10 protein-coding genes are annotated in these 15,571 nt (G+C 60.8%); 2 read left to right on the forward strand and 8 right to left on the reverse strand.

Annotated elements, in window-relative coordinates:
- Nucleotides 1-2: 2 nt before the first annotated feature.
- The 3 genes from NKJ13_RS24970 to NKJ13_RS24980 all read right to left on the reverse strand — a co-directional run bounded on the left by NKJ13_RS24970 (nt 3) and on the right by NKJ13_RS24980 (nt 3,562).
- Complete coding sequence (locus tag NKJ13_RS24970) at nt 3-2,573, reverse strand: OmpA family protein (RefSeq protein WP_352506857.1); 2,571 nt, start codon at nt 2,571-2,573, stop codon at nt 3-5.
- A gap of 94 nt (nt 2,574-2,667) precedes the next feature.
- On the reverse strand, nt 2,668-3,333 hold the full coding sequence (locus NKJ13_RS24975; protein WP_352506856.1) for a DUF3450 domain-containing protein: 666 nt from the start codon (nt 3,331-3,333) through the stop codon (nt 2,668-2,670).
- 37 nt (nt 3,334-3,370) lie between these two features.
- Entirely contained in the window at nt 3,371-3,562 is a 192-nt protein-coding gene (locus NKJ13_RS24980; protein WP_352702003.1) for a hypothetical protein, read from the reverse strand.
- Between the two features lie 334 nt (nt 3,563-3,896).
- On the opposite strand from NKJ13_RS24980, the gene NKJ13_RS24985 reads away from it, so the two are divergent.
- Nucleotides 3,897-6,725 carry a trifunctional glycosyltransferase/class I SAM-dependent methyltransferase/polysaccharide deacetylase gene (locus NKJ13_RS24985; RefSeq protein WP_352778720.1) on the forward strand — a complete coding sequence of 943 codons (2,829 nt, stop codon included), beginning with the start codon at nt 3,897-3,899 and terminating at the stop codon, nt 6,723-6,725.
- 86 nt (nt 6,726-6,811) lie between these two features.
- Here NKJ13_RS24985 and NKJ13_RS24990 read toward each other — a convergent pair whose 3' ends face one another.
- The 5 genes from NKJ13_RS24990 to NKJ13_RS25010 all read right to left on the reverse strand — a co-directional run bounded on the left by NKJ13_RS24990 (nt 6,812) and on the right by NKJ13_RS25010 (nt 13,953).
- On the reverse strand, nt 6,812-7,492 hold the full coding sequence (locus tag NKJ13_RS24990) for a redoxin domain-containing protein (RefSeq protein WP_254818884.1): 681 nt from the start codon (nt 7,490-7,492) through the stop codon (nt 6,812-6,814).
- Nucleotides 7,493-7,511: 19 nt separating this feature from the next.
- Entirely contained in the window at nt 7,512-10,811 is a 3,300-nt protein-coding gene (locus NKJ13_RS24995; protein WP_352506853.1) for an ATP-binding protein, read from the reverse strand.
- A 210-nt stretch (nt 10,812-11,021) separates the two neighbouring features.
- Nucleotides 11,022-12,407, reverse strand: a complete 1,386-nt coding sequence (locus NKJ13_RS25000) for a hypothetical protein (RefSeq protein WP_352506852.1) — start codon at nt 12,405-12,407, stop codon at nt 11,022-11,024.
- A 123-nt stretch (nt 12,408-12,530) separates the two neighbouring features.
- The gene (locus tag NKJ13_RS25005) at nt 12,531-13,055 is read right to left on the reverse strand and encodes a GNAT family N-acetyltransferase (RefSeq protein ID WP_302895874.1); all 525 of its coding nucleotides are present in this window, start codon (nt 13,053-13,055) and stop codon (nt 12,531-12,533) included.
- Nucleotides 13,056-13,128: 73 nt separating this feature from the next.
- Nucleotides 13,129-13,953 (reverse strand): hypothetical protein, encoded by an 825-nt coding sequence (locus NKJ13_RS25010; protein ID WP_352506851.1) that lies wholly within the window; start codon nt 13,951-13,953, stop codon nt 13,129-13,131.
- A 198-nt stretch (nt 13,954-14,151) separates the two neighbouring features.
- On the opposite strand from NKJ13_RS25010, the gene NKJ13_RS25015 reads away from it, so the two are divergent.
- Complete coding sequence (locus NKJ13_RS25015; protein ID WP_352737279.1) at nt 14,152-15,567, forward strand: adenylate/guanylate cyclase domain-containing protein; 1,416 nt, start codon at nt 14,152-14,154, stop codon at nt 15,565-15,567.
- Nucleotides 15,568-15,571 lie beyond the last annotated feature (4 nt).

A 15,571-nucleotide genomic window follows, 5' to 3' on the forward strand; every position in this document is an offset into this window, starting at 1 on the left:
GCCTAGTGGAAGTTTACCGTAACCGAAACTCTGCGGTTCGCGGAGCTCCCGGTTCGGCTATTTTCAGTCTCCGCTGGCTCAAAGGTGCCCGCGCCGCGAACCAAGAGCAATTCCGGATCGACGCCGCGTTTCTTGAGAAGCGCACGAACTGTTTCCGCGCGCGCCGCGCTGATCGACAACTTGGCCGTTTCACGGCCCGTCTCGTCCGAATGGCCGGTCAACATGAATTGTGCTGTTACCCCTGCCTTGCGGGCGTCCGTGGCCAATTCCTTCAACTGACTCGCCAATTTGTCGAGAACCGGCAGTTGCTCTGGTCCCGGTACAGCCTTGCCAGAATCGAAGAAAATGCTGACCGTTTGAATAGCCTCCCTCAAATGAGTCAGTTCCGGAGGGGTCAACTCACGCAGCTCGGAGAGTTCTAGAGAGAGTCCGTCCGCGGACAGCTGTTGGGCGGCGACCCGCGCCCGATCTATCCAGGCGGCAGGAGCCTCACCCTGGGCAACGATGCGATCCTTGATGATCGAAAGCCGTACTGAATCCGGCGGAGTCAGCGACGCCATCAGCCGCTTCACCACGAACTTCGGATGAAGGCTTTGATAGAATTGCCATTGCGAATGAACGCGGGCAGGATCGACCCCTGTTCCGGACAGCAGAACCTGCGGGTCGGCGGCCTGCGGGTCTCTCAGGCCGGAAATATAGAAATGTCCGCCCCTCGCCGTTTGCTGGGCGACGATGATTCCCGCTTGGGCCTCCAGTCGTGACACATAGGCCTGCCAGTGCTCCGCCGCGCGTGCTTCGGGGCTCACATCACGAACTTTGGAGATGTCGAATTCCGGTCCGCCTGCCGAAAGCTGTCGGGCCGCTGCGCGCGCCCGATCTATCCAGGTGTCGGGAGCCTCACCCTCGGCAACGATGCGATCCTCGACGATCGAAAGCCGAACCGATTTCGGCGGGTTAAGCGACGCTGTCAGCCGCTTCAGCACGAACTCCGGCTCAAGGCTCTGATAGAATTGCCACTGCGAATGAACGCGGGCGGGATCGACCTGCGTACCGGCCAACAGCGACTGCGGGTCGGCGGCAAGAGGGTCTCTCAGGCCGGCAATATAGAATTGGCCATCGCGCACCTTTTGTTCGGCAACGATAATACCCGGCTGGGCCTCCAGTCGCGACACATAAGTCTGCCAGCGCTCCGCCGCGCGTGCTTCGGGGCTCACATCACGAACCCTGGAGATATCGAATTCCGGTCCACCTGCCGAAAGTTGCTGGGCTGCTGCGCGCGCCCGATCTATCCAGGTGTCGGGAGCCTCCCCCTCGGCAACGATGCGATCATTGACGATCGAAAGTCGTACTGAATCCGGCGGAACCAGCGACGCCGTCAGCCGCTTCAACACGAACTCCGGCTCAAGACTCTGATAGAATTGCCAGTGTGAATGAACGCGGGCGGGATCGACCTGCGTTCCGGCCAACAGCGACTGCGGGTCGGCGGCAAGAGGGTCTCTCAGGCCGGTAATATAGAATTGGCCATCGCGCACCTTTTGGTCGGCAACGATGATGCCCGGCTGGATCCCCAGTCGCGACACATACGCCTGCCAGCGCTGCCCGGATTGCCAGGAAAGAAAGAACCAACCGCCTGCGGGAATCAAAACCAGCAGGACTGCAGCCAGGACCAGCCACGGAAATCCCTGGTTTGATTCCTCCTGCTTCAGATCAACGCAGGTCTGCAACTGCGTCTCGACGCCAGCCAACTGCGAACTGTCGCCGTCAAACTGCTCCAGGGCCTGTGAGCATTCATCATGGATGCGAAGCAATACATCGCGAATTATTTCATGTAATTCCTCCGGCGGATTTCCCCGGATCACCGCAACCAAGGTCGCAAACGGCCCAACTTCCGACCAGAGACGAAGCTCCCCGAAACGGATAGTGTCCAGGCCACTCTGTTCTTTCTCGTTAAATGAGTCTTTTACAAAATCCTGAATTGCACTAAGCATCGAGGAAATCAGTTGAGGATCTTCGCTGGTTGCGTTTTCGGCAGTTACATGCTTGATCAAAAGCCCGGAATTGCGGTGAATGAGAAAGACATGTTCTACACGATAGACAAGAGAATGCCTAAGAACAACTTCTGAGAAGCTTGCCCCCGTTCTCCAAGCTTCAAATCTCCACTTGAGCCCATGCCAAGTAAATATGTGTCTTAAGGTTTCATTCAGCGACTGAAAGGTTTGGTCGATCTTTTCGCCGATCGACTTGCGAATAGCCGGCAGAAACACCGGGTATAATATATCCGTCAGCGTGCGCGGGCTTTTCTGGATGGACCGTTGCACAGCCCTCTCGACAACTGGCGCAAGGGCCTCGCCGAGTTGCGCATGAGACGCGCGTGCGGCTGCACCGGGGAGGACGCCCCCCACTGCCGCCGCAAGCTGCTCAGGTTCGTCGAGCAGGTGGGTAACTCGTGAAAGCTCCGAAATTTCGCGGCCGACCAGCAACTGGCGAAGCGTTTCCATGCGAGGATCGGCGGTTGGGATTCCGTCGAGACGCGCACGATAGTCCGGATCAACGTTCCGGGCAATTTCGATCAAAAGGCGAGCCAGAGCCTCGCGATCAATCTCTGTATCGTTCGAAGCCGCTCTTTTAGGGAGGCTGATTGGGTCGACAGTCGACGTCAAGTTCCCATCAACTCACTTTCCAGGTACGCTCCGAGTTGTTCTTGCTGCCGACGGGATCCTGATTTAGACATTTTGCAACCTCGACAAACAGGCCAGCCAAAAGATTTCGGTCAGTCTTGACATTGCCAAGATCGGAAAACATTTTCTCCATCAGCATCTGAATGCTTTCATTCTTTTGCTTGATTTCCTCACGCAGCAAATGATCGTTTCGATTTATCCGGTCCGCAACTTCCCGCTCAAGCTCGCTCAACTGATCCGACAACGCGCGCACCTGCTTTTCGAGCGCCTGATTTTGCTCGCGAAGATTCCGATCAATCTCCTTATCGGCGTCGGCTCGCGCGTCTTTTTCGTTCCGCAATTGCGCCGCAAGCGAGTCGACCTGCTTCTTTGCATTTGACTCGTACATTTCAAGATTGCGCTTGGCCTCGGATTCGACATCCTTGAAGCGCTGCAAGACCCGTTCTTCAAGCTTGGAAAAGCGGCGGTCATAGTCCTGCATCTGGTTGCCGAACAGCAGATCACGTATCTTGTCGACACCTACAGCGTCGCCGGGAGGCCCGCTCTCGCGAGCCTGGCCCGCCATGAAGTTCAGCCCGCTTCCGTCTGCATTACTTGTCAGATTTGCGTCCGCTTTATTTGCCGAAGAAGCGGTACTCGAAGATTCCTTGGCCATCCCATGCCCCTTCTTTTGACATTGCCACAGCGCTAATTTAGAAACTGATAAACATGTCAGCAAAATAGCCGACCCGCAAGCCGGAATTTTCTCGGCTCAAGTCGGTTCGTGCGTCCCCATTCGGATAGATTTCGACATGCGGCTCGATCCGGATCAGCTTGCGCTCGTGTCTTCGCCCGCGATCATCTTTTTGCAGATGAAATGCGAGAGCGGAGATGCCCTGGCGCATCGACCTCAGCTCCAAGCCGTCGGGCATGCACGCTTGCTATTCAGCCTGTCTTCAAGTCTTTTGCCTGTCTCTAATTCGCCCCGATCTTGACAGGGCAGTGCTGCCATCCGATGCCGTCATCCGGTTTTGACATTCGCCGACTCTTGCCGAAGAAAACGAAAGCTCGATGATCCAGGACAATGCTACCGCAAGGCGGTATGGTACCGATTTTCAATGCCGAGCAAACCGTCGGCGCAACGCTCGCCGGCAGGCCAAGAAAGATCAACGCATCTTGTTCTGCCTTCGGACCGGGCGCGGGTAAGACGGCGTGGCGCATGATCCCTTGGTTTCAATCGTGGTTCCTGCGCACAACGCGGAGGTAACGCTCGCGCGCGCACTCGATTGCCTTCTCGATCAGGAAATAGTGGATTGGGAGGCGATCATCGTCGACGACGCCTCCATGGACCGCACCCCCTCGATCATCGCCGGTTATGTAGAGCACGATGCCCGATTCCGGACGTTGAGGTCTTGCGCGTATAGCGCCGCCGGCGCGCGCAATAGCGGGATTTCGACAGCGCGCGGCCGCTGGCTCATGTTTCTGGATGCCGACGATTGGGTGGATGCCAGCTTCCTCGCCAAAATGCTGGCGGCACTGAAATCCGTTCCCGATGCAGTGGCCGCCTATTGCGGTTCCCGGCGCGTGATGCCCGATGGCGAACTCACCGCGTTGAGCATCGCAACGGAGGTTGCGATCCAGCCCTTCGAGACATTCGCCCGCAGGTGTGCCATCGCCATTCACGCGCTGCTGGTCGACCGCGAGACAATTGTCGAGTTGGGCGGTTTCGATGTGTCGCTGCGCACCTGCGAGGACTGGGACCTGTGGCAGCGCCTCGCACGTCTGGGCAAAAATTGGGTGATGGTCGATGAGCCGCTCGCTTTCTATCGGACCAGCCCCAACGCGCTCAGCCGCAATTCGACGCAGATGCTGGCAGATGCTGAAATCGTGATCGCCCGCGGCTTTTCCGCCGATCCCAGGGTCAAACACCCGGCGTCGGCTCACGCCAATGGAGCGATCGAGGCGAACGGCGGTACCGCCTCCGAGGCACTCGCGTGGTTCGCGTTGTGGAACGCCGCGTCGGATTGCGGCAGCGGCTCGCGCTCGATCAACCCGCGGTCCCTGCGCGCCCTCCCGCCAGGACGCAAATGGGCGCGAGAGATCGCCAAGGTGATCTTCGATGGCCTAGCGGTCGGAAGCCTGTCGGTGCCAGCGCAATTGGCTGCCAGGTGGGACAGGTTCGGCGGCTCCCTCACCGAGTTGATCATCGAACTCGGCAAGGTCTGGAACAATCCCGACGCGGCTCGCCGCGTCCAGTATCATCTTGAGCAAATGCTGCTCGACGTCGACGATCTCGCCGCGCCGCGCAGGCTGGCGCGGACACTTGGAATTCGTGTCGACGCGCGAAATCCGACCTCGATCGAAATGCCGGAAGGAATCGATCAAATCTATGCCTATCTGATGATGGATGGCCAGATCGAGGCTGTCGTGCAATTCGGCGTACTTGGGACAGTGACAAGGGATTATTGGATCGAATTGATCCTGAATGTCGTGCCCCCTGAGCGGCTTGAGGGCCGGTCCGATCCGGACAGTCACTTCGGCAAACTCGCCCAATTGGCCGAGGAAGCGCGGGAGCTGGTTCGGTCGAGCGCCGAACCTGCGGAGCCTCCCCCGGCGCTGCGCCGCGCACGGGCCAGGCACGACAAGGATCGCACGTCGTTCTGGAATGGCTATTTCGCGACCGAGGATCCCTGGAATTACGGTTCGTCCTATGAGCAGGAGAAATATGAGCGGCAGCTCGAAATTCTGCCTGCCGGTCCCATTGGACGGGCGCTTGAGCTGGCCTGTGCGGAAGGCCACTTCACGCGGCAACTGGCGCCGCGCGTGAGCCATTTGACCGCAACTGACATCTCCGCCATAGCCATCGAGCGGGCGCGCGCGCGATGCGGCGATCAGCCGAATGTTGAGTTCGGCGTACTGGATTTCATGGCCGATACGCTGCCGGGTGAGATGGATCTGATCTTCTGTTCGGAAGTGCTCTATTACCTGGATGATCTCGCCGAGTTGCAACGCTTCGCCAAGAAAGTCGTTGAGGCATTGGCGCCTGGCGGCAGCTTCATCAGCGCACACGCATTCGTGCTACGTGACAATCCTGAGAGGACGGGCTTCGACTGGAACACATTCGGTGCACAAGCGATCTCGGAGACGCTGGCAGGGACCGAAGGTCTTGTCCTCGAGCAATCGATCCAGACCGAGCTCTATCGCATAGACCGCTTCCGCCGCCTGTCACCAGGCGACGTGGCGACGGAACCAGTCATTGATCATGTGCCAATCCGCGCGCGCATCGATATGGGGGTCGCGCGAAAGATCGTCTGGGGCGGGGCGCGGGCCTTGCGCCGCGACGTCGCACGTAGCGAGCGGCGGCAGCGTATCCCTGTCCTCATGTATCACAGCGTCTCCGATGAAGGTCCGGCCGCGCTCGCCCGTTTTCGGCTCACGCCCGCCGCATTCGCCAGCCAAATGACATGGCTGCGCGCCAATGGCTTTCACGCGATTAGCTCCGAGAAGCTGGAATGGTTCATCGCCAACCGTCAGCCTTTCGTTGGCCGCCCGGTGCTCATCACCTTCGATGACGGCTTCCAGAACTTTGCCGACCATGCCTGGCCGATCCTGCGCGCGAACGACCTCACCGCGGAAGTGTTCCTGGTGACGGACTTGGTGGGTGAAAGTGCACAGTGGGACGCCTACAGCGGCCCGCCGACGCAGCTTATGGACGCCGGGACGGTGCGACGCCTCGCCGGCGAAGGCGCCTTCTTCGGAAGCCATCTGGCGACGCATCGCGCGATCGATGGTCTGTCGAGCTCTGACTTGGCCGCCGAGCTTCTGCGCTCTCGTATGTTCATCGAACGGTGGACCGGTCGGCCAACCGCGGCGTTCGCGGCACCCTTCTCAGTCACCGACCGACGGCTTGGCAGGCTGGCCAAGGAGTGCGGCTATCGAATCGGCTTCGGCGGCAGACACGGGCCGGCGGACCTCGATTGCGATCCCATCGACCTTCCGCGCATCGAGATTCGTGGGGATCGTTCGCTCGATGACTTTGTTGCGGTTGTCGAGGCCGTGCTCGCATGAACCGTGAACTTGTCAGTGTCTAGATTTGTAACAAGTTGGTTCCGCGTTTTGTTCAGCGTCCCGCTCCGCTTACCTCGTTCGCAAGTCTATTGGGCGACTTGGGACACGGCTGACATCAGCTCCTGCGGGCTTGGCGCCCCAAACATGTATCGCCCGCCCTCTGGAACCTCCGTGAAGCTCCAGCGGACGATCCCTTGCCGGTCCAGCAGGAACTGACCGATCAATTGTCCGTGTCCCGTTGCTATCATCTGCTCGTCGGCTTCGGTCAGTTCGTAATGGTCCTTCTTGTTGAGGATTTCGCTGGCCTCAAGAGGATCCATAGGACCGGGCAACTCGCCTGGTATGTCGACCCGCATATCCTTTGCCGCTGCCATCGAGACCTTGTACGGCCAGTTCGTCTCGTTTTGGGTGAATTCGAGATTGGGCAGTCCAAAAGCACGATGTGAAGCGCGTTCAGGGTCGGAGGCCGCAAGCAGATTCGGCATCGGATGGTAGCGGAAATAGAGACGCGCCCGTTCGATCGGCGTGTTGACCACCGTCAGGCTCTCCACGCCCTTTTCGCGCAGCTCCGGATCAAGCCGCGCCTGGGCGGCGATATGGCGCCGGCAAAACGCACAATGCAGACCTCGAAACAGGCCGACCAGCACCGGTTTTTGTCCGCGAAAGTCGTCAAGCGCGATCTTGCCTTCCTGGGTAATGGCGTCGAGTACCACGTTCGGCGCACGGTCGCCCGGTTGAAGCGGCACCAAGTCACTACGCGCGGACATTTCCAACCTCCAACCCCGGCTAGTCGAGAAAAGGCAGCACCACGAGCGCTTCCGGGTCGAGCCCGTGCTGGGCGCAAATACCCTGCGCCAGGGAAAAGTAGCGTTCGGCCTCGGCCAGGTTGTCGAGGTCGAGATTAAGCGTTGCAAGACCATCATAGCACGGAAACAGCAGTTGGGGTTCGCCCGTTTCGCGGGCTACGTCCAGTGCTTCGTGGAACAAACCAACGGCCAGGTCCGGACGGCCGTTGCACTGGTGGATCTGCCCAAGCACGATCAACGGCACCGGCAGGTGCTCGCGCTGGTCGAGCGCCCTGTCGATCTCGATGGCCTTCTCGGCAGCAGGTATGCCCTCCGTTGGACAGCGATCCGTGAAAGTACAACAAGCGACCGCCAGATTGGCGAGGAGGCGCGCCTGGAAACCCAAATCACCAATACGGCGCGCCACTTCAAGACCGCGCCGACAGACCTCCATCGCCTGTGCCGGATCGATGGTCGTGTATAGCACGCCGAGATTGGTGTAGCCGCGGCAGGCCGCGCCCAGCAGACCGGCGGCTTCGGCCAATTCAATGCTACGCTCAACCTGACGCACGGCCTCACGGTTTCGCCCGAGGCGAGCCAGCGCGACAGCCTTGGTATTGAGTGCCTCGGCGGTCACAAGAGTGGCATCACACCCAACCTCGGAGACATGCTCCGTTGTCAGATTGCGTACGCAATCCAGCGCCGCGTCTGCCCATTTTGCCGCGAGAGCGTGATCTCCGCTACGGAACGCCTGTCGGCCACGTTCTTGCCACAGATGCGCCTGCTCGATCGGGGCATCCGCCCCATCGAGGAGCGCTGCCGCCTCAGCATAGCAGGGTTCTGCCTTGTCCCGCTTGCCGACGTCCCAGAGCAGCCGACCGATCTTACGCAAAACTCGCGCCGAGGCGACGTGATTGGCCGCTTCGCGATATGCCTGCAACACGGTCTCGTAGTGGTGGTGCGCGATCTCGCGGCGGCCTGCCGGGCCGCTCAAATCGGCAATGCGCTCTGCAATTGCCAGTTTGAGCGGTGTTTGCCCGATCGCGTCCAATGCTGTCAGTGCTCGCTCGTAGAAACGAAGGGCGTCGTCGTTGGCGTATATCATGCGAGCGCGATCGCCTGCCGCCCGCAGGTAATGCGCGCCCTTCTCCCGCTCGGCGCTCTGTGCGAAATGATGACCGAGCACGGTCAAATCCTCGAGCCGTTCCGGCTGGTCGCCGCACAGTTGCTCCAAGGCAGCACCGACCCGCCCGTGGATGTCGGTCCGGCGTTGCAGGAGCAGATTCTGGTAGATCACGTCCTGCAGCAATGTTTGCGTAAAGCGGTAGCTTTGCGACAAGACCGAGCCTGATCCGGCAACTTCCTCGATGATTTCCGCATCGCAAAGCAGTTCGCAGCCGGCTTCAAGCCGGCCGGGGTCGGCCGTCACGGATTTCAGAAGTGTGGCATCGAAACGCGGGCCAATTACCGCGGCCTCCTGAGCCAACCGGCGCACCTCTGGGGGCAGCCGGTCGACGCGGGCAAGCAACATCGCCTGGATAGTGGCGGGGATGCCGGTTGCGACTTCGCCGGCCACAGTCCGCCATCGCTGGCCCTCTCGCATCAGTACACCGCGATCGATAAGGCCGCGAACAATCTCCTCTACAAAAAGGGGGTTGCCGCCCGCGCGCTCGAGGATCTGATCGAGAAGCCCTCCTGCGGAGTTTACCCAGCTCTCGCCGAAAAGCGCCGCGAGCAGCCTGCGTCCGTCATCACCATTGAGCGGCGGAAGCCTGAGCGCTGTGTGACTGACCCGACTTGAGTCGAGCTGGTCGTTGTCCGGCGCCGGACGATGCGTGACCAGCAACATCAACCGCGTGCGTTCTAACCTGTCCATCACGAAACGTAGTGCCTCGAGCGACACGGCGTCGGCCCAGTGCAGGTCTTCGACGACGATCAACAGCGGCGACAACGCAAGCCGCCGTTCGATGATTGTGCGGACTGCGTAGAGAATTTGCCGCCGCAACTGCTCAGGCTCGACATGCTGCAAGGTGGCATCGGGGTCGCCAAGGCCGAGCACATGATAGAGCAAAGGCATCAGCCGCTTCGCCTCCTCGCCCTGCAGGCCGAGATCGGCAAGCAAGCCTGCGAGCTTCCCCCGCATTTCGTCCCCATTGTCGTTTTGCATCATCCCGGCAGCGCTGCGCACCACGGCGCCCAAGGCGCCAAAAGATTGTTCGCCCAGCGGTGAGCACGTGGCCTGCCGCACGACGACGTTGCGAAAACGCTCCTCGTCGCCGACGCGGGCGACGAACTCCTTCACCAGCCGCGATTTCCCGATGCCGGCTTCTCCGACGAGGCGGACAAGTTGGGCCGAGCCGCCGCACGCCTGGTCAAGGCTCGCCATCATTCTATTGAGCTCCGCACCACGACCTATTAGTGGCGCACTGAGGCCGAGCGCCTCGAGCCCGCGCGCTGGGCGCGGCACCGCTAGCGGTGCGTCCAGTCGATGGACGAGCACGCTGCCAGCCTTGCCGCGAAACACGACATCACCCAGTGACTCGTAAGAGAAGGCATGCCGGGTCAGCCTGTGAGTGAGCTCGCCTACCAGCACCTCACCCGGTGCGGCCAGCGATTGCAGGCGTTGCGCCGTATTCACTGTGTCGCCGGTCACCGAATAGGATCTGGCGGTGCCGATGCCCAATCCGCCAGTAACGACCGGACCAGTGTTTATGCCGATGTGGAGTAACAGAGGCGAGCCGGAGTGGGGGGTGCTTTCGCCGAGCCGCGCCGTCCGGGCGATCATGTCGAGAGCGGCGCGAAGCGCACGTTCCGGATCGTCCTCATGCGCGACCGGCGCACCGAACAAAGCGAGCAGTGCATCGCCGATGAATTTGTCGACGAAACCACCAAAGTTTCGCACGGCCGCCGTCAATTCCTTGAACAGTTTATTCTGCAGCGCTTGCATGACCTCGGGGTCGAGCTGCTCGCTGAGTGTCGTGAAGCCGCAAAGGTCGGCGAACAGGACCGTTACCGTCCGGCGATCGGCGTCGGAGACGGGATGCAGCCCTTCTTCGCTTTCGATGTTCGGAAGCAGCGACGGAGTTCGAGAAGGCGGCACAATGGTCCGGCTTGGTGCCGGAGCAGGCCGTTCGACGGCTTTTGCGGGCGCACCGACGCTTGCCCCACATTTCGGACAGAACTCGAAATCAGGTGCGCAGGCGTAGCCGCAACTGGCGCATGGCACGGGCTGGCGCCTGCCACACCTCGGACAGAAGGCGTAACCGCCCTCAATCTCGAAACCGCAGCCCGAGCAGTCCATCGAACAAGACCTCACTAGTGGCCGTGACGGCGTGATCTCGCCCGCACTGCACGGCCAGGCTATTCACAAGGATGCACCGATAGCCGTCGACGAGCAAGCGGCAGCGCAAATGGGCATCGAGCCATCCGTGTGGGTCCGGTGGCAGAGCGCTACGCATGACCTCTTGATGCAACGGCTGGCTCGCTGTCAGCTTGCGGTTGTGACTTAGGCTCAGGTCGGCTTGATCTCTGCCTGGCCGATCTTGCGCCATCTGGCGTTTTCGCGAACCAGTTTTAGGTCGTCGGTCGTCTCGGCAAATGTCCGCAATCGGTATTGCCGGAGCAGGTCCGGGAAGAGCGCTCCTTCCGGCAGGCCGGCAAGCTGCTCGCGGACTGAGATCTTTTCATCGATGACCCGCATGCCCCAGGCATTTTCCCGAACCTGCAGCTCCGCAGCCAGATCGCGCTCTTCCGGCGCGTTTTCGTCTAGCGCGGCCAGAAGGATCGAGTGGAAAAGCGCTACATAGCCAATCTGTCTCAGGCCCCCCACGACCCGCGCGCGCGGCAATATGGCAAGGACGAGGAACGTCAGGAACAAGTTCGGCAGCAGCACGCCGTCCAGCAGCGCCTGCCTGAGATACGGCCGCTCGAACGGGATGGAAAGACCTTGCGGCCTGTCGGGCTCGATCAGGTGCCCGTTCTCGAGAACGAGTTTGCGCACGCGCTCCTCGCGAATGCCCCAGAAATAGTCCGTGGCATTGGGCAGGAATCTGCCAAATGGGCTCGATGCGGCCTCTTGCCAGGCACGTTCGAGACGCTGGCGTCTTGCGGGTTCAATGAGCAGTCTGGAAAGAAGGCCGCCGTCATATTCCAGATGCCGCGCCATGGCAGCCGCGGCGGCCCGATCATCGATGAAAACCGGCAGGGCCATGCCGGCACGATCCCAATTGGCGACCAGATCGTGGTTCAGGGCAGTCAGCGCATCGGCGGCGGTTTCAAACACCTTGTCCTGGCTGGCAAGCAGTGTGCCCAGCCAGCGGCTGGCATCCGTTTCATCGCCCACCGCTTCGAGCGCGCGCTTGTTGAGGGAGACGGGACCGGCCACGCAGGCGCTTTTGCGGCACAGTTTGTGGCGCCCCATGCCGAACAGGTTGACCTTGTCGTCGCCGACATCGAGCCATCCCGGCCCCTCCCGGCCAACTGTCTCCATGGTCATCGTCGTTCCCATGAAGCCGACGAAGGCCGACAGCCCGTTTTCGACCGCGCCGAGCCAGGCAAGCAGGAGGGCATCGAAGGTGATCCGGTCCATCAGAAGCAGGCAGTGCAGGCCGGACTGAATCACCGGTCTGTGCTCGAACTCGTCGAGGGCTTTGCCGATCTCCTCAGGCCGCATGATCCTATCGAGGCGCTGATGCAGGACTTCGCGCAGGATCGAGCGGGCAGCGATCGCCGGGCCCGATGCAGGCCTTGCCACCGGCCGCCACAGATGGCGGGCGTAATCGGAAACCGGTGCATTCCAGTTCTGCTCGATGTCGCGCACGACCTCCGGGCAGAGCAGCGACAGCACAGCCAGAATTTCCAGCGGAGGGGTAGGGGTTGGATCAAAGACGGCGGTCATTGGTCCCGTCTAGCCGCTTGCGGTGTAAACGCCAAGCGAGACCAGACTTGCTGGATGCAGCCCTGTTCGCTGACTCGGCACAAATTGTCAGATTGGCTAAACAGCCAAGGCAAACAGCGGATCTTAGAACCGCAGCCGGGCCATGCTCAGGAGGTCGTGGTACTGCCCGTCGGTAAAGCCGGCCTTCACATGCCGGCCTTCGATCTCAAAGCCGTGGCTCTTGTAGAGACGGAGGGCCGGTTCGTTGTCGGCATAGACGGTCAATTCGACTCGCTTCAGGGCGCGCCAGTTGTCGGCCACGTCAAGCAGCGCGCCAAGTATGGCAGAGCCGATACCTTTGCCAACAAAGGCATCGTCAAGGCCGATATTGATCTCGCCGATGTGCGAACGGCGCGGTGAACCCTGCACGACCAGGCTGCCATGGCCGACGACCTTGCCGTCCAGCTCGGCAACGATCCAGGTGGTTTCCGGGCCGGACTTGGCGATGCGCCGCGCCACCTGCTCCACCATCTCGAAAGGCATCCTGAGCGTGCCCTGGCGGAAGCCCGGCATGTTGAAAATAGCGCAAAGCGCCTCCGCATCGCTTGGCCGGACGGACCGGAGCAGCGGCTGGCTTTTCTCGGAGGGTGGCGACGTCGTGCTGGTCATGGCGTTCCCGGCGAAGGCAATCGGACCGGTACGATGCACCGGACGCCACCTGAAAATCCAGCCGTCTCTCAACCTATGATGCCGATTGCGAGCTGAAATACCGGGAGGCGGCGTAGAGTTTGAAGACGCCGCTGATGCCGATCCAGCCGAAAAGCGTGAGCCAGCACAATGTCCCGATCGCCGTCCAGTCGATCCGGTGCACCGCAGCGTCGGTGATGACGACGCCGAGGATGGCAAGCAGGCCAACCAGAAACTGTGCCAACCCGAGCACCAGCAGTTCCTCGCGCGGCGCGCTTCTCCAGACGAGATATATACCGCCCGCACCGGCGAGGAAGATTGCGCTGTAGACCTGAGCGTGGAAGGCATCGATCGGCCATGGCCAGATGCCACTGAATGTCAGGGGAAACAGCAACAGGCCGACGCCATAGAGCCCAAGGATCGCGGATTCCACCGGCATGTAGCCGCGCCATGCGGGATTTAAGGTCACGCCTTTCGCAGAAGGACGGGCTCTGGCCCGCCACAGGAACAGCCCGGATACCGCGACCGAAGCAAGATAGACCAAAAACCACAGCCAGGGCGCTTTGCGCTCGAAGTTGAAATAGCCGAGATTGATGAACGAAGCCACCGACACGATGAAGGTGAAGATGAAGGCCATGACGAGCACGAGCCTGCCGGGCGACCAGCGATTCCAGACCAGCAGCGCCGCCATCACGACCATTTCGGCGGTGTAGAAGCCGCCGAGAAAGCGCGCATTGAACGGCGTGACGGCCCAAGGCCAGCCCGGTTTGACCAGAACAGGCACGAAAAACAGGCCGGCGCCTACGATCAGGACGATGATGACGACCGCAGAGAAAAGGCGCAGGGTCGCGGGAAATGGCGGATTGTCGGATGTCGGCATGGGAGAAAATCCCAAAGATGAAGGCTCCATGGACCCTCATAATGCTGCTTGCGGCCGGTTAAAATCGGCCTAAGTGAACGGTCACCAGGCTTATCCATTCGAATGGCCGCACGGTTCGTTTCGAAGTAAGATGGAGCATTCGGACCAAAGACCGGTCCGGTCAAAACGCCACGGGGTGCATTTTCCGGAGCCTGCACGATGAACGAAGCTCAGGATCTGTTCTCACTTCTGCGACAATCGGCCGATGTCGATCCACAGCCGATCGACGCGATCAAGCGAACCATCGCGGAGGGCGAGGACCGCGAACTTTGCCGCATCAATGCGCCAGCCTTCGCCAGCAAGCATGGCCTCGACGAGGAGCGCGCAATAGGCGCCTTTCTCCATGCCGCGCGGGTGGGCATCTTCGACATTTCCTGGAATGTTCTGTGCCCCGGCTGTGGCGGCGTGCTCGACACCAACGCCACGCTGAAAACCCTGCAAAAGGACGAATACACCTGCGCGCTGTGCTCCGAGGGCTATTCACCGACCCTCGACGAGATGGTCGAGGTGACATTCACCGTCAGTCCCCGCGTGCGCAGGATTGCCGCCCACAATCCACACGAACTGCCGGTGGCGGAATATTTCCGCCAGATCTACTGGGCGTCCGGCGTCGATCTGCCGGAAGAGCATTTCGCGGAAAAGATGGAAGCGTTCTCGCTGGAGGATATCGAGCTTGCGCCCGGTGAAAAGGCGGTTCTGCCCATACAGCTTCCGTCCGAATTCATCATCGTCTTCGAGCCGGTCACCCACTCGGCGCAGTTCATCGACGGGAAGGGCGAACCAACAAAGGAGCGCCGAAGCCTCTCTTTGGCCTTCGACCGCGACCATGTTCAGAACCAGACGCTGGAGATGCAACCCGGCCCGTTGCGCATTTCGCTGGAAAACCGGACCGACACCCGCGTGCTGCCGACGGTCTTCATCGCCGGCCAGGCATTGCATGATTTCCTGGGAAAACGCCGGCCCTTCCTGACCGCCAAGCGCCTGCTCACCAACCAGACGTTCCGCGATCTCTATCGCACGGATACACTCGACATCAACCAGCGCCTGAAGATCACCAGCCTGACGTTCCTGTTCACCGACCTGCGCGGATCGACCGAGCTTTACGAGCGGGTGGGCGACCTTTCAGCCTTCGATCTCGTGCGCGAGCATTTCCAGGTTCTGCACGAGATCGTCACGGCGGAGGCAGGCGCGGTGGTGAAGACGATCGGTGATGCGGTGATGGCGACCTTCGCGACGCCCGATCGTGCGATTGCTGCAGCCCTCAGGATGCGCGATGCCATGCGTACGCTCAACGACAAGAGCGGGCGCGAGGATCTGCTGCTCAAGATCGGAGTCCATGCCGGCCCTTGCATCGCCGTGTCTATGAATGAGCGACAGGACTATTTCGGCCAGACGGTCAACATTGCTTCGCGGGTCCAGAACCTTGCCAACGCACAGGCGATCTTCGCCACTCGATCGGTGGTCGACGACAATCTCACCGCCGATCTCTTACACAGGAACGCGCTGACGCCCGTGCCCCACGAGGTCTCGCTGCGCGGCATTGACCGGGAGATAGCAGTATACACGATCCCCTGAAGGC

The organism is Mesorhizobium sp. M0174, assembly GCF_040322275.1.
GTDB lineage: Bacteria > Pseudomonadota > Alphaproteobacteria > Rhizobiales > Rhizobiaceae > Mesorhizobium.